Source organism: Postechiella marina (assembly GCF_039538365.1).
Lineage (GTDB): Bacteria > Bacteroidota > Bacteroidia > Flavobacteriales > Flavobacteriaceae > Postechiella > Postechiella marina.
This window is the reverse complement of sequence record NZ_BAABCA010000001.1, coordinates 822,632-838,095: the sequence shown is the minus strand read 5'-3', so window position 1 is coordinate 838,095 and position 15,464 is coordinate 822,632. Positions and strand designations below refer to the sequence as shown.

Sequence of the window (15,464 nt, the reverse complement as noted above, 5' to 3'; positions counted from 1 at the left end):
CTAAGTTTAAATTATAAATCTTTACACAGTCTCCCAACTTAAAAAAGAAAATGCTTACTTAGTTTTGCTCTATAAAACTTAGTACCCTGTTCTACTCACAAACTACTTCATTTTATATTGATATTCTAAATTTTCATTAAAATATCTAACTAAGATAGTCTTAAAACAATATTATTGATATCGATAAAATTATCATTAACTAGTCATTTTTTACCATAAACGCCTAACAATATAGGTTTATTTAGATAAAAATAGCCATAACAGTGTTAAAAACAGCTAGTTATTTACAAGGCTATTCATCTAGTTTTACATAACACTAAAACTTTTATTAGATGCTAACGTCTAAACGGTAAACTAAATAAAAACTATAAAACAATTCAAATGAAAAAAAAATTACACAAGATGCCTCTTACCTGCATTATTTTATTACTTGTAATAGGTAATTTATATTCGCAAACCGCAGGAACTAGACCAAATATAATAGTCATATTAGCAGACGATTTAGGTTATGCCGATGTTGGCTTTAATAGAGATGTTGGCTTTTCTGATGGTTATGGTATTATACCAACTCCTGAGCTTGATAATTTAGCTAATAATGGCATTATTTGCACCAATGCACATGTTGCGCATCCATTTTGCGGACCAAGTAGAGCAGCAATTATGACTGGTGTGTATCCGCATAGAATTGGTGCACAATACAATTTACCAAATAATATTACGACTACTTTGGGTGTGCCAGATGAATCGTATGTTAACGAATCTGTATTTTTTCCTGAATTAATAGATGATACAGGTTATAACACTGCTGCTTATGGGAAATGGCATTTGGGGTTTGAAGCAGGCAAATTTCAGCCTTTAGATAAAGGTTTCGATTATTTCTTTGGATTTTTAGGTGGAGGAAAAAACTATTTTGAAAGCAAGTATGAAGATTTATTTTATAATAGGCAAGGCGGATCTAACCCTGTAACAAACGAGTATCAAGATCCATTACAAAGAGATAGAAGTTATATAGATCGAAATCAATATAGTAACCATGAAGAAGATGATTATTTAACAGATATTTTAACAGATGATGTTATTAATTACATTGATGAAAAAGCTGCAGATACCCATCCTTTTTTAATTTACTTAGCATACAATGCTCCACACACACCTTTACAAGCACCAGCAAATGAAATTGCTGCGTTTTTAGCTGCCAATCCAAATTTTGAAGATGCTATTAGAGCAGATGATTATATAACGCAATCTAGACCTGTTTTAAAAGAAAACGAAGCAGATAGACCTGCAAAAATTGAAGAGCTTGTACAAGCACGAATTACTTATGCGACAATGGTAGCCAATATGGATAAAAACATTGGTAGAGTAGTAGATAAACTTGAAGAAAAAAACGAATTAGACAATACTGTTATTATATTTTTTAGTGATAACGGTGGCTACACTTATAGTAAAGGCGCAGTAAACTACCCGTTGGCAGCATTAAAAGGAAGTGTTGACGAAGGCGGACATAAAGTACCTTTTTTCGTGCACTGGCCAAATAAAATAACAACACCTAATACTTACAAGTATCAAATTAGTTCTTTAGACTTATATCCAACACTAGTTAATTTAGCTGGAGGAACTATTCCTGCATCAAAAACCATAGATGGTGTAGACTTTATGGATAAAATGATAGCAAACGAAGACGCAAGACCTAACCAAGCTCTCTTTGTTTTAAGGCCCCAAAATGGGTTTCATAATGCAGCAATAATTTCACATCCATATAGAATAGTACGTAAAGGTGGTAATGGCGCATGGAAACTTTATCATGCAGATGTAAACCCAGAAGTACAGTTAACAGGTAATATTGATGGAAAACCTGTTAGTCAAATTATTGCAGAATTAGAACAGCAAGGCGCAGATTGGGCAAGGAATTTTAAAGACGTAAAGCCTGCCTGGTTTGATCATGAACGAGGCAATGGACACCCACACAGAATATTATGGTATGGCGAAGATAATGCTGGAAACACCGCAACTCCAGTTTTTCCGGGTTACAACAGTACGTATCACGATTCTAGCCTAGGGCTTCAAGATGTTATAAAAGATTTATATAAAATATACCCTAATCCATCTCAAGAAAATTTCAACATTCAATTTAATTCCAACTTTAATAAGTTAGAAATAGAATTATTAACTACCACGGGGAAATTGATTAAAAAAATAAACCCGAATCTAGTTGAAACTAAAATACACGCTCAAAATCTAAAAGCTGGCATGTATTTATTAAGAATTAAATCTGACAATAATTTATCAATAGAAAAAGTAATTAAACTATAACTAAACAACTAAAATTATGAAAGTAACATTACAAAAACAAAAACTAAATTTGATAGCTGCTTTTTTAGGGCTAGCAAGCATACAGCTTACAGCACAAGAGTATACGTTTGAAACTTCTGGAGATACAGAGACTTTTAAAGGGGTATCTGGAGGTACATCTATTACACAAACAACAGTTGATGGTAGAGGTGTTATACAATGGAACCATGCAAATAAAGGGCAACCAACCTTTGATGGTACCACAAATATTACAGCAAGCACAAATACACATGTTAAAATTGTATTTCAAAACAACTCTAATGCTAATCATATTAGAATTAAAAACGCTACTGCTACACCATGGGTTGGGCAAGTAGGCAATATTAATGCAAACTCGTCTGCTTGGCAAACATTAATAATGGATGTTAGTAGTCTTGATAGTTATGGTACAGATGCCGATTACGAATTAAGGTATCAATTTAGAATTGGTAATACAGCGCTTTCTGGCGATATTTTTATAGATGAAATTTCTTTTGGCACACCTGCAACTTTAAGTATAAACAACAACTCTTTGGTAGCTAAAGGCATACAACTATACCCAAATCCTGTTGAGAATGAATTGCGTATTAAAGCTAAATCTAATATTAAAAAAATTGAAATACTTAATGTTTTAGGAGAAAAAGTTTTATCTAAAGAAAATAATAACGCTTTAAATATTGAAACATTAAATAACGGTGTTTATTTTGCTAAAATAACTTTAGAAAAAAACCTTATTACAACTAAGCGGTTTATAAAAAAATAAGAGTAATTATATTAGATACAAAAAAATCTCTAGTTGTATGTCTAGAGATTTTTTTATCTTCTTCTTTGTCCAGAAAACTCCATAGCTTCGCCCTTACCAAAGCCATAACTAATACCAAATGTTACAAATCGCCCGCGTTTTCTGCTATTAAACAAATAGAATTCTGGTTGCGTTGTAATACTTTCGTCAACTCGAGACGCAAATACATCGCGAATACTTATATTTAAAATTGTTTTTCCTTTTAAAATCTTTTTTCTAATACCTAAATCGGCAAACAAATTGCTAGAAACTTGTCGCTGTACGGTTTTATATTTAGATCTATAATCTCCCGAAATTTCTATATCGAAATCTGCAGGTAATTTAAATTGAGATGTTAAACTAGAAGACCATCTATTACCTTTAAAATCAAAAGAAGTATCCTCAAACAAGCCTTTTCTATCAAAATAATTAATATTAAAATCTCCATTTAAAGATAGCCAATTAAGCGGTGCATATTTTCCATTAAACTCGAAACCTGTTGTTGTGTTTTCGCCTATGTTTTCTGGTCTGGATGTGCTTATGTTGTTTTCAAAAGTTGTTACACGTTCTATAATATCTGTAGTATGCCTATTATATAAGCTAAAGTTTAAAGATGCCTTTCCTATTTTATTAATACTTGTAATTTCGAAAGCATCTGTGTATTCTGGTTGCAAATCTGGGTTACCCATAGAAATACTATAATTATCTCTAATATTAGAAAACGGATTTAAATCTCTTAATCTAGGTCTTTGTATACGCCTAGAGTAACCTGCTTGTAAAGAAAAATTGTTATTTATCTTGTATGATGTGTGAGCGCTAGGAAACAAATTTGTATAATCGTCTTTATTACTTAAATTAGTGTTTACAAGTAAGGTATTTATATTTGTGTTTTCTAAGCGTATCCCTAACTTAAGCCCCCATTTATCGCCTTCGTAAGCTACGGTTGTATAAACACCTAATACTTTTTGATCGTAATCGAAAATATTAGTTAAATTAGGATTATTAGCCCAATTAGCATCAACTAAATCGTTAACTGCAAAATCGTTAGATACATTGTTTATTACATATTGCGACCCCGTTTCAATAGTATAATTTTCTAAAAACGGATGTGTATAATCTATTTTAAAAGTATAATCTTCCAAGGCATAATCTGTTCTAGTTTCTTGTTTAGCATCAGCTCTATCTCCAAAAATAGTATTATTGGTGTAAATAGACGATTGATCTTTTTTAAAGGAGCTACCTAAAGCACTTATTAGTAAACTCTGGTCTTTATGCCTTTTAAAATCTCTTTTATATTGTATTTCGTATCTTAATTTTGGATTAGTAGCTTCAGTTGTTTCGGTACGCAGCCAATTTTCTATAACTGTATCGGTCTCATCAAATTCTTCATAATTTGCTACAGAGTTTTGATCCTCTACTTCATAAGCATAAGATCCAGAGAGCGTAATAACATTGTTATTGTTTATATGATAATCTGTTCCAATAAGTATGTTACTAAATTTTTCATCAAAATTAGCATCTCCGGTACTATTAACACTTGTATTATTTAATAGGTCTCTGTTAATGGTTTTACTGTCGCTAGGGTAGGTGCGTAAACCAATGCCTATTTGACTAAAGAAATTAAATTTTTCTGTTCTTCTATTTAAACTCAACCCAAAACTATTACTGTTAGGTACACCTATATTTAAAGAAGCAGAACCATTTAAGCCTTTTTTCTCAGACTTTTTAATTACAATATTTATAATTCCAGAAGTCCCTTCGGCATCATATTTTGCAGATGGATTTGTAATAACTTCTATTTTTTCAATCATATCTGCAGTAATACTGCCCAATGCATTACCGTCTGCACTTGCTAAAACAGATGGTTTTCCATTTATTAAAATTTGCACCCCTTGATTACCACGCAAACTAACATCTCCTTCAATACTAACATTTACAGAAGGTACATTATTTAAAACTTCTAAAGCACCAGCGCCAGTAGAGCTTAAATCTTGTCCTACGTTAAAAACACGTTTATCCAATTTAAATTCGGTTTGAGATTTTTCTGCTCGAATTAAAACCTCACCTAAAGCTTCGTTGTCTTCCTCAAGGGCAATTGTTTTTAAGTTTATTTTTCTGTTTTCTACCTCAAAGGTTTTATAAACTTTTGTTTTATACCCCATAAAACTAACCTGTATATAGAAATTTGTAGCATCGGTTTTTATAGAAAATTTACCGGTTTCTGATGATATAGTTCCCGTTATAGGCTTTTTAGTATTACTATCTAATATAGAAATAGTGGCATATTCTACAGGGGCATTTGTATTAGCTTCTAATACAACACCAAGTATTTCAATATTTGAAGACTGTGCATAAAAAAATTGATTACTAATGCATGTTAGTAAGATAAATATTTTAGTGTATAAAATCGATTTCATATAATTAATAGCTTGCCTTAAATATAATTAGACTATTCAAAACTGTGAAAGTTTAATAAGACAAAAAAAATATAATAATTAAAGAATTATTGTAGGAGACATTTATTGTATATACAGATACAATTAAAAACAAGCATAATTATAATTTTATATCATTAATTAAATTAAAATAAATTATGAGGTTTTTAAAAGGAACTTATTTAGTATTAAGTTTAGCAACATTTTCTGTAGTTAATGCTCAAGATAGTAAAGCTAAAGCAGAGAAGAAAATGAAGTGGATAGATACAGACGGAAACCACTATATTAATAAAGAAGAAATGCTAGCTTTTTATAAAGGAAAAACAAATAAAAAAGGAAAAGTACAAGATGGTGAAGAAATCTTTATAGGGTTAGACCATAATAATGATGGGAAAATTACTGTTGAAGAGCTACAACAAAAAGTGAATTGGAAAAAAGTTAATGGTTTAAAAAACAAAACTAAAGTAGTTAAAAAAAAGACAGATATACCAACAGATAAGGTTGCCAAAAAACTATATTGGATGGATGTAAACAAAGACAATTTTGTTAGCTTAGACGAAATGAAAGCCTTTTTTTAAAGATAAGAAAAACAAAAAAGGTGAAGCTATAGATGGTAAAGATATGTTTATTGGTTGGGATGCAAATGATGATGGCAAAGTAACTATAGATGAGTTAGCAGAAAATGTAAACTGGAAAAAAATTAATACCAAAAAGCATACTAATTAATATAATTACAGATTAATAGCCACTAGTTAGCTGAAATATTTTAGAATATTTCGGCTTTTTTAGTTTTTTATTTATGAGGTGTATAAAATTAAGGCTACACCAATTAAAATACCTGCTAAAGGCACCAATTTTTTGCGCTTGTTTTTTTCTTTAAATATTAAACCACCAATAACAACAGCTATAATTATTTGACTTCGTTTTATGGCAGATAATAGCATAATTAAAGCCTCTGGATCTTGTAAAGCTTTAAAATAAAAATAATCTGCTGTTTGCAAAAGTACACCAACAGCAGGAATAGACCATCTCCACTTAAAAGCTCTTCTTTTTTTTGCATAAGGAAACCACGTAACGGAAAGTATAACTAAAAGTATAAGTATGGTGTAAAAGCAAAACCAAAATTGTAAAGTTTGAGGTGTTAAGGCTAAATTTTGAATTAAAAATTTATCGTATAAACCACTAGAAGCTCCCAAAAAAGTTGCACCAATAATGGCAAAAATCCACTTATTTCTTTTAAAATTAATACCTTCTTTTTTACCTATTCTAGAGTATAACATAACAGAGAATATTATTAGAAAAAAACCAATCCATTGCCAATACGTTGGTTTTTCTTGATATATAAAAATAGCGCCTATAAAAGTAAAAAATGGTCCTGCAGACCGTATAGGTGTTACTATAGTAATAGGTAAATGCTTTAAGGCTTGATAAGCTAAAACCCAAGAAGCAGCCATTATAATAGATTTAATAAAAATAAACCCGTGTGTAGCTAAAGAAACATCATCTATATAAAACCCAATAGTTTTAGTGTACTCTGGAAAATAAACAGATCCAACAAAAAAGGGCAGAATTAATAAAAATCCAGCTAAAATAGTTCCTAAAAGTACAGGGAAAACCTCGTTTCCTTGTACTGCATGTTTTTTACATAAGTTATGTAACCCTAAAAATAAAGCCGATAATAGGCCTAAATACATCCACATGCGCGCGAAGATACTTTTTTACACTCTTATTTAGTAATTGTTTTTTAATAGGATTTAATAAATAACAGTATTTTAAAATTATAGACTCATAATAAGTAAACTAGCAACTATAAAGGAGTTAAAATGAATATAAGTTAATTGACAAGTATTACTGTTAAAAGTGTTAGTATCTTTGCATAAAAATTATATTTATGTCAATGTCCTTTTCTAGTTTAGGAATTAATTCTCAATTGCAAGAAAGTTTATCCAAATTACAGATTTCTACTCCAACAGATATTCAAGAAAAAGTAATTCCTATAATCTTAAATAAAAAAGAAGATGTTGTTGCTTTAGCAAAAACAGGTACAGGAAAAACAGCTGCTTTTGGCTTACCTTTATTACAACTAATTAATACCAATAGTTCAAATATTCAAGCAATAATTTTAACACCTACAAGAGAGTTAGGGCAACAAATTTTTGCAAACCTAGAATCTTTCGCATCACATAGCCCGTCTATTTCTATAGCTTCAATTTGCGGTGGTATACCTATTAAACCTCAAATAGAACGCTTAAAAAGAGAGACACATATTGTTGTTGCAACTCCAGGGCGTTTGGCAGATTTAGTAAAACGTGGTGCAGTAAATATAAAAAATATTGATTATTTTATTTTAGATGAGGCAGACGAAATGGTTAGCGCACTAAAAGACGGATTAGACAATATAATAAAAGAAATACCAAAATCTAGACGCACACTTTTATTTACTGCAACCATGCCAGGAAGCATTAAGCAGTTAATTCAAAATTACATGTCTAAATACGTAATTCATGCTGAAACAGACATGAATACGCTTGGACATCAAGGTATAGAACATCAATTTGTTGTTGTAGAACCTATAGAGAAACTAAATGTTTTAATGCATTTTTTAAATTCTAAAGAAGGGCAGCGTGGTATTATATTCTGTAAAACAAAAGCAGCGGTAAATAAATTAGCTAAGAATTTAGCTATAAATAAGTTTTCTTCTGGCGCATTGCACGGTAGTTTATCTCAAGGTATTCGAGATCGTATTATGGGGCAGTTTAGAGAAGGACATATTAATATTTTAGTAGCTACAGACTTGGCTGCACGTGGCATAGATATTAAAAACCTTGCCTATGTTGTAAACTATCATTTACCAGATACTTACGATGCTTATGTACACAGAAGTGGGCGTACAGCTAGAGCAGGAGCAAAGGGCTTATCTTTAAGTGTTATTCAAGAAGATGAAATACAAGATATTCCAGAGTTTGAATACGAATTGGGTATTACTTTTAAAGAATATAAAAAAGCTGATGCTAAGAGTATAGAAGAAAACAACGGTTTATTATGGGCCAGAAAAATATTTAAAACCAAACCAAACAGGCAAATTTCTGAAGATTTTAAGGCACAAATAAAAACCGTATTTCATCATTTAACCAAAGATGAATTGGTTGATAAAATTTTAGCCAATTATATAGCTGAAAACAATATGTTAACAGAGAAGAAAGAGGTTTCTAAGAAAAAAAGAAAGAAATAGTTTTATGGCAAATAACATAAAATCTCAGCAAGAAATATTGAAAAAGCTAAATATTTCGGCATTAAATCAAATGCAGGAAGATGCTTTATTAGCTATAAATACTTTAGAAAATGTTGTATTGTTGTCTCCAACCGGAACCGGAAAAACTTTAGCTTTTCTTTTGCCAACAATTCAAGCCTTAAATAAAGAGTGCGAAAACGTACAACTGCTCATTTTAGTACCTTCTAGAGAGTTGGCCATACAGATAGAACAAGTAATAAGACAAATAGGTTCTGGTTTTAAAGCTAATGCTGTTTACGGTGGGCGTCCTTTTTCTAAAGATAAAATAGAACTAGCGCATACACCTGCAATACTTATTGGCACACCGGGTAGAATAGCAGATCATTTGAGGCGAGAAACGTTTATTGTTGAAGATATAAAAACCTTAGTTTTAGATGAATTTGATAAATCTTTGGAAGTAGGTTTCGAAACTGAAATGAGCGAAATATTAGGATATTTACCTTGCATTGAAAAACGCATTTTAACTTCGGCAACCCAAGACATGGAAATTCCTAGCTTTGTTGGGCTAAAAGATGAGTTTGTAATTAATTTTTTAGATAATAAAACTACAAAGCTAAAAATAAAAAGAGTTGTTTCTCCAGATAAAAATAAATTGCAAACATTGGTAAATTTATTACAAGACATTGGTAATAAACCAGGCATTATATTTTGTAATTTTAAAGACACTATTCAATACGTAAGCGACTTTTTAAGAGACAATAATATTCCACATGGTTGTTTTTACGGTGCTTTAGAGCAAATAGATAGAGAACGTGCGCTTATTAAATTTAGAAACGGAACACATCAAATTATAATTGCTACAGATTTGGCTGCTCGTGGTTTAGATATACCAGAGCTTAGCTACATTATACATTACCAATTACCAATAAAAGCAGAAGAGTTTACACATAGAAATGGAAGAACAGCACGAATGAATGCTCAAGGTACTGCCTATGTTTTGCAATGGCAAAAAGAATTTTTACCAGAATTTATAGAAACATCCGAAACCGTTTCTTTAAGCAACAAAGTGCATACCATTAAACCAAAATGGGCTACTCTTTTTATTTCTGGAGGGAGAAAAAATAAAATATCTAAAGGCGATATTGCAGGTTTATTTTTTAAACAAGGCCATTTAGATAAGACTGAGTTAGGTGTTATAGAATTAAAACGAGATTGTGCTTTTGTTGCAGTGCCACTAGCAAAAGCTAACTTGTTAATAGACAAAACGAATAATATGCGCCTTAAAAAGAAAAAGGTTAGAGTTTCCTTACTTTAAGATTTTAAAATTATTTAAAAATTACACGTATAACGGTTTTAAAAATAAGTTTTAAATCGAAAATAAAAGATTTCTTTTTAATGTAGGTTTTATTGTAAGCTAGCTTGTCTGGAATAATTGTATTTATATAAAATTCTTCAGGCTTATCAGCTTTTTTGAGTAATTCTACTTCGTTTCTATATTCTAACGAAGCCAAACCGGTAATTCCTGGTCTTACTTTAAAGATAACAAAATCATCCTCTTTATAAAAATTGACATAATACCTTAATTCGGGTCTAGGGCCAACAAAACTCATATCTCCAATAAGAACATTTAATAACTGTGGGAATTCGTCTATCTTATATCGCCTTAAAAAATATCCAACGCTTGTTACTCTAGAGTCCCTATTACCAATGGTTAAAAGTCCTTTGTCTTGAGACTTTGTATGCATGGTTCTAAACTTAAAAATATTGAAATCTTTGTTGCTTTTACCAACTCTATTTTGAATAAAAAGAACAGGTCCAGCAGAATCGATTTTAATAATTACAGCAATTAGTATTAAAATTGGAGCTGTAATAATTAACCCCAATAACGCTAAACTAAAATCGAATAAGCGCTTCATTATTTTTTTATTACCAAATTAAGTATAGTTGCTATACTATCGCAGTTTTCAACAGTAAGTACAATTTCCTTTTCATTATAGTCGCCTTCAATATTATAAACACCACAAGGTTTTTTACGTGTATCACTTTCAGAAAAGTTTATATCACCTTTGTGTAAAATATAGTTTATGGCTGTAGAATCTATATTTTTAGATGCCATTTCCTGCTTAAAAACAAGACTATGCTCTATTTTTTTAGAGTTTATGTTTTTTAAAACTCTAGCCTCTGGGCCATAACTACAAGAAGTTTGCTTTTTACTAAAAAAGAAAGCCAAAATTACTAAACCAATAGAAAAACCTCCTAGATAGTAACCTATACGTTGTATTAATTTCATTAAATTATTTTAAAAACTAGCTAATAATATTCAAATTAAAATATAAGTAAGTTAACATCACTAAATTTTAAGTCGAACCAATCTCCAACAGATTTACTAGTTAAAATACCGTGGTAAAAATACAACCCATTTTTTAAACCTTTATCAAATCTTAAAGAATTTTCTATGCCACCATCTTCAGCAATCTTTAATAAATATGGAGTAAAAATATTACTAATAGATACAGAAGCTGTACGTGAGTATCTTGCAGGAATATTAGGCACACAATAATGAATAACGCCATGTTTTATAAAGGTAGGCTCTTTATGTGTTGTAACTTCACTAGTCTCAAAACACCCACCCATATCTATACTTACATCTATAATTACAGCTCTTTTTTTCATGTTTTCTACCATGGTTTCGGTAATTACAATTGGCGACCTATTAACACCTCTTACTGCGCCAATAACAACATCACAACGTTTTAAAGCTTTTGTTAAGTTTTTAGGTTGAATTGTAGATGTATATAAAGGTCTTCCTAAGTTAGTTTGAATTGTTCTTAATTTGGTTATCGAATTATCAAATATTTTTACGTTAGCTCCTAAACCTATAGCACTTCTCGCTGCAAATTCGCCTACTGTTCCTGCACCTATAATTACAACCTCTATTGGTGGCACACCACTAATATTACCTAACATTAAACCATTACCGTCTTTATTATTAGATAACAGTTCTGCTGCAACTAAAACAGAAGCAGTTCCAGCTATTTCGCTTAACGAGCGCACAGCAGGATATGTGCCATCTGCATCTTTAATAAACTCGAAAGCCAATGCTGTTATTCGTTTAGCAGCCAAAGTTTCGAAATATTTTTTAGATTGTGTTTTTAGCTGTAAAGCAGAAATTAAAATGGCTTGTGGATTTAATAACTTAATTTGGTCTAAACTAGGAGGTTCAACTTTTAAAACCATAGGACAAGCAAAAACTTTGGCGGTATCTTTAGTTATTTCTGCGCCAGCTTCGCTATAATCTTTATCGCTAAAACTAGCGCCATTACCAGCTCCAGACTCTAGTAAAACCCTGTGCCCATTGCTAACCAAAGCAGAAACTGCATCTGGTGTTAAGCATACTCGTTTTTCTTGATAAGCTGTTTCTTTAGGTATACCAATAAAAAGTTCCCCTTTTCGTTTAAATATTTCTAACGTTTCTTCTTGTGGTAAAAGTTGTTCTTTTGTAAAAGGAGACAAAGACTTAGACATGTTTCAAAGATTAAATAAAATTCAAATTACAACTATTTTTTTAATTTTCTCAAATAGAAATAAAATATTGAAATCCATTTCTAAATGTAAGATATAGTATTTGTTAAATTACGGTTTTACCGTAACGAATTTAAAATGAAATAAATTATTTTTGTGTTGACTAATTCATTTATGAAAATACCATATTTTTCTCTCTTTATAGTGCTCTTTTTTTCAAAAATTTGTTTTTCGCAAAGTTATAGTATTAAAGGAATTTTAACAGACGAAAACAAGCAACCTATTGCCTTTGCAAATGTTGTTTTAGTAGATCTGGATGATATTAATATTATTAAAGGCGTAATAACAGATGGAAAAGGTGTGTTTAATTTAAAAAACACAAAACAAGGTGATTATGTATTAAAAATTGGGTTTCTTGGTTTTGAAGAGTATATAACTCGAGTGGAATTATACAGAGATATCGATTTCGAAAACATTATTTTAAAAGAAGCTGTAGAGCAGCTTAAAGGTGTTGTAGTTACTGCAAAACGTCCAACTATAAAAAGATTAGTAGATCGTACAATTTTTAATGTAGAGAACTCAACCCTTTCCAATAGCAATATGTTAGATGTTATAAAACACGCTCCTGGTGTTTTAATAAATAACAATACATTATCTGTTAAAGGATCAACTCCTACAGTTTATATAAATAATAGAAAAATTTACTTATCTCCCGAAGAAGTTACGCAACTGCTCGATGGCACATCTGCAAGCAATATTAAGTCTATAGAAGTTATTACAACACCTCCTGCTAAATACGATGCCGAAGATGGAGCTATTCTTAATATAACAATGAGCAAAAACATTGTTTCTGGATACAACGGAAATATTTCTGGTAATTATAAACAAGGAAAAGAATACCCTAAATATGCCTTTAGTACAAGCCATTTTCTTAAAACTAAAAAACTAAACGTTAATTTAAATTATACTATTAGTCCTAAAAAGGAATATATTTTTAGTGACGAATCTATTAATTTTATTAATGATGATAATGCTGTTTTTTCTAGTTGGCAAACAGATTTCGAACAAATAAATAAGTCTACAAATCAAAATATTAATGCAGGTATAGATTTTACTTTTAATGATAAAAACAGTATAGGTTTTTCTACCAATATTTTAGTTGCACCAAGAAATGTTTCTAAAGGCAACACTAACTCAAACACTTTAGTCTTTAATTCTAACAAAACACTAGACTCTATATTTAACACAAATGTTAGTCTAGTTGAAGAAAAGTTCAATTTAGCATTTACACTCGACTATATTCATAAATTTGACAAAGAAGGGGAACAAATTAGTTTAAGTTCACATCATACAAATTACGATTTCTCTAATTTTCAAAATGTAGACACAGATTATTTTTTGTCTGAAGCAGGTAATGCTTTTAGAAACAATAAATTCCAAACATTTTCAAGTCAGGAAATACAAATTTTTACTAATCAAGTAGATTACGAATTGCCATTAGAAAATTCTGGGTTTATAGAAGCAGGGGTAAAGGTCTCTAATATAAATTCTAAAAACGTATTAAATCAGTTTGATTTTGATAATGATATAAAAAAACAAAACTTAGAGAATTCTGATACGTTTTTATACAACGAAACTAACTATGCAGCTTATGGTAGTTATAGTAAAGATTGGACTTCTTGGAGCTTAAAATCTGGTCTTAGATTAGAATATACATATACCAAAGGAAGCGCTTTAACAACAAATGAAGTTAACAGAAATAATTATTTTAATTTTTTCCCTTCAATACATTTAAAGCATACAATAGATGAAAAAAATGAGGTTTATATAAATTACACGAAAAGAATCTATAGACCACGATACAGTCAATTAAACCCTTTCAAGTATTTTTATAATGATAATGCTTACGTTTCTGGAGACCCAAATTTAAAACCTCAAATTGATGATGAAATTATTTTTGGCTACTTATTTAACGATAAACATAATTTTGAAGTATTTTATAGAAATGAAGATAGCCCAATTGTGTTAGTAGTTTTTCAAGACAACGAAAATAATATTATAAAATACATGAACACTAATATTGACAACAGCGTATCTTATGGGTTTTATTACGGAACCTTTTTAGAAATTGTTAATAATTGGAAAATTGGATTTGATAGTCAACTATTTTATTATGATAATAAATTTAGTGTTATTGAAGGTATTGATGCACCTTTTAACTCCAATAAATGGACTACATATGTTGAGTTAACTAATTATGTTTCTCTTTTAAAAGATAACAGTTTAAATATAGACGTATCGTTTTTATACATATCTCCATGGACAGAAGGCCCATCGTTGTTAGGAAAAAGATCTAGCCTAGATATAGCATTAAGAAAAACGTTATGGAAAAATAGAGCCTCTGTTAGTTTAGGCGTTAATGATGCTTTTAATAGTTACAATTTTAGTAAAACTAGTAAATATTTAAATCAAGATATATATAATAAAACAATAAAAGAAACTAGGCTTTTTACTTTTGGTTTTAGTTATAAATTTGGTAATTATAGATTAACGCCGAAAGAGCGAGAAGATGATATTTCAGAAAGAAATAGAATAAACAATAAAGATTAAAAGTACTGAGTTATTTTGTCCCAAAAACTTTTAGGAGACATTTTTAATTCATCTTCCAATTCTTCTAAAGATTTATTAGCTTCATTTATTCTATTAAATATTCGGGCTCTTATTAAATATATAGACGGTATAATAATAGCCATTACCGGTATTAAATATATAAGTTGATTATGGTCTAGATATTCCGTGTCTTTATTTAACACATCGAATGTTTGATAAGTATACATAGCAATCGGCACTAATAAAGCATGAAACCACCAATGTTTACAGGTAAAAAACCAAATAAACAATAGATACAAAGGCACTAATTTACCAATTATAACCCAAATTGCTACGCCAGCACTAGAATAATATCCACTATTATAAGTAAATAAAAAAGTGTTCCAGACTTCAACATCTGGAACACTTTGGTGTAAGTAAAATATGTATGGAGTAATTGCTATTAATGTTGCTATTATAGCTCCAGAAATAAATTTATTACCTTTTAACCTTGCTTTTCTTGACGATTGAGATTTCATTTCCATCTACGTTATGAGCGTTTACTGCTTGAGCT

Annotated in this window: 12 protein-coding genes; 6 read left to right on the top strand and 6 right to left on the bottom strand. The window is 30.2% G+C overall.

All coding sequences use genetic code 11. The annotated features are described in order from the left end of the window. The first annotated feature begins 381 nt into the window (after positions 1–381). Positions 382–2,313, top strand: coding sequence for a sulfatase-like hydrolase/transferase (locus tag ABD715_RS03450; protein WP_344786671.1), 1,932 nt, complete (start codon positions 382–384; stop codon positions 2,311–2,313). Positions 2,314–2,329: 16 nt separating this feature from the next. Beyond that, on the top strand, positions 2,330–3,094 hold the full coding sequence (locus ABD715_RS03445; RefSeq protein ID WP_344786670.1) for a T9SS type A sorting domain-containing protein: 765 nt from the start codon (positions 2,330–2,332) through the stop codon (positions 3,092–3,094). Positions 3,095–3,147: 53 nt separating this feature from the next. Here the strand turns inward: ABD715_RS03445 and ABD715_RS03440 are convergent, their stop codons facing one another. Further along, complete coding sequence (locus ABD715_RS03440; protein WP_344786669.1) at positions 3,148–5,529, bottom strand: TonB-dependent receptor; 2,382 nt, start codon at positions 5,527–5,529, stop codon at positions 3,148–3,150. Positions 5,530–5,705: 176 nt separating this feature from the next. On the opposite strand from ABD715_RS03440, the gene ABD715_RS03435 reads away from it, so the two are divergent. Then, entirely contained in the window at positions 5,706–6,125 is a 420-nt protein-coding gene (locus ABD715_RS03435) for an EF-hand domain-containing protein (RefSeq protein WP_344786668.1), read from the top strand. A 219-nt stretch (positions 6,126–6,344) separates the two neighbouring features. Here the strand turns inward: ABD715_RS03435 and ABD715_RS03430 are convergent, their stop codons facing one another. Further along, the gene (locus ABD715_RS03430) at positions 6,345–7,247 is read right to left on the bottom strand and encodes an EamA family transporter (RefSeq protein ID WP_344786667.1); all 903 of its coding nucleotides are present in this window, start codon (positions 7,245–7,247) and stop codon (positions 6,345–6,347) included. Between the two features lie 191 nt (positions 7,248–7,438). Between ABD715_RS03430 and ABD715_RS03425 the strand changes: the two genes are divergently transcribed. Further along, entirely contained in the window at positions 7,439–8,779 is a 1,341-nt protein-coding gene (locus ABD715_RS03425) for a DEAD/DEAH box helicase (RefSeq protein WP_344786666.1), read from the top strand. A 4-nt stretch (positions 8,780–8,783) separates the two neighbouring features. Continuing rightward, entirely contained in the window at positions 8,784–10,094 is a 1,311-nt protein-coding gene (locus ABD715_RS03420; RefSeq protein ID WP_344786665.1) for a DEAD/DEAH box helicase, read from the top strand. Positions 10,095–10,104: 10 nt separating this feature from the next. Here ABD715_RS03420 and ABD715_RS03415 read toward each other — a convergent pair whose 3' ends face one another. Genes ABD715_RS03415 through ABD715_RS03405 form a run of 3 tightly spaced genes read right to left on the bottom strand, consistent with a single transcriptional unit; the run spans position 10,105 to position 12,304 of the window. After that, complete coding sequence (locus ABD715_RS03415) at positions 10,105–10,695, bottom strand: sugar transferase (RefSeq protein ID WP_344786664.1); 591 nt, start codon at positions 10,693–10,695, stop codon at positions 10,105–10,107. Further along, positions 10,695–11,069: a hypothetical protein gene (locus tag ABD715_RS03410; protein ID WP_344786663.1), complete on the bottom strand. Its 375-nt coding sequence runs from the start codon at positions 11,067–11,069 to the stop codon at positions 10,695–10,697. Before ABD715_RS03410 ends, ABD715_RS03415 begins: the two co-directional genes overlap by 1 nt. A 35-nt stretch (positions 11,070–11,104) precedes the next feature. After that, the gene (locus ABD715_RS03405; protein WP_344786662.1) at positions 11,105–12,304 is read right to left on the bottom strand and encodes an alanine dehydrogenase; all 1,200 of its coding nucleotides are present in this window, start codon (positions 12,302–12,304) and stop codon (positions 11,105–11,107) included. A 171-nt stretch (positions 12,305–12,475) separates the two neighbouring features. Here ABD715_RS03405 and ABD715_RS03400 point away from each other — a divergent pair, with 171 nt between their 5' ends. Then, positions 12,476–14,911 (top strand): outer membrane beta-barrel protein, encoded by a 2,436-nt coding sequence (locus ABD715_RS03400; protein WP_344786661.1) that lies wholly within the window; start codon positions 12,476–12,478, stop codon positions 14,909–14,911. Here the strand turns inward: ABD715_RS03400 and ABD715_RS03395 are convergent. Continuing rightward, positions 14,908–15,429 carry a hypothetical protein gene (locus tag ABD715_RS03395; protein ID WP_344786660.1) on the bottom strand — a complete coding sequence of 174 codons (522 nt, stop codon included), beginning with the start codon at positions 15,427–15,429 and terminating at the stop codon, positions 14,908–14,910. The genes ABD715_RS03400 and ABD715_RS03395 overlap by 4 nt on opposite strands. Between the last annotated feature and the right edge of the window lie 35 nt (positions 15,430–15,464).

Coding starts and splice junctions, on each gene's coding strand:
- ABD715_RS03425 (WP_344786666.1), top strand. CDS start 7,439: ATGTCAATGTCCTTTTCTAGTTTAGGAATTAATTCTCAATTGCAAGAA.
- ABD715_RS03445 (WP_344786670.1), top strand. CDS start 2,330: ATGAAAGTAACATTACAAAAACAAAAACTAAATTTGATAGCTGCTTTT.
- ABD715_RS03415 (WP_344786664.1), bottom strand. CDS start 10,695: ATGAAGCGCTTATTCGATTTTAGTTTAGCGTTATTGGGGTTAATTATT.
- ABD715_RS03395 (WP_344786660.1), bottom strand. CDS start 15,429: ATGAAATCTCAATCGTCAAGAAAAGCAAGGTTAAAAGGTAATAAATTT.
- ABD715_RS03440 (WP_344786669.1), bottom strand. CDS start 5,529: ATGAAATCGATTTTATACACTAAAATATTTATCTTACTAACATGCATT.
- ABD715_RS03410 (WP_344786663.1), bottom strand. CDS start 11,069: ATGAAATTAATACAACGTATAGGTTACTATCTAGGAGGTTTTTCTATT.
- ABD715_RS03400 (WP_344786661.1), top strand. CDS start 12,476: ATGAAAATACCATATTTTTCTCTCTTTATAGTGCTCTTTTTTTCAAAA.
- ABD715_RS03405 (WP_344786662.1), bottom strand. CDS start 12,304: ATGTCTAAGTCTTTGTCTCCTTTTACAAAAGAACAACTTTTACCACAA.
- ABD715_RS03450 (WP_344786671.1), top strand. CDS start 382: ATGAAAAAAAAATTACACAAGATGCCTCTTACCTGCATTATTTTATTA.
- ABD715_RS03430 (WP_344786667.1), bottom strand. CDS start 7,247: ATGTGGATGTATTTAGGCCTATTATCGGCTTTATTTTTAGGGTTACAT.
- ABD715_RS03420 (WP_344786665.1), top strand. CDS start 8,784: ATGGCAAATAACATAAAATCTCAGCAAGAAATATTGAAAAAGCTAAAT.
- ABD715_RS03435 (WP_344786668.1), top strand. CDS start 5,706: ATGAGGTTTTTAAAAGGAACTTATTTAGTATTAAGTTTAGCAACATTT.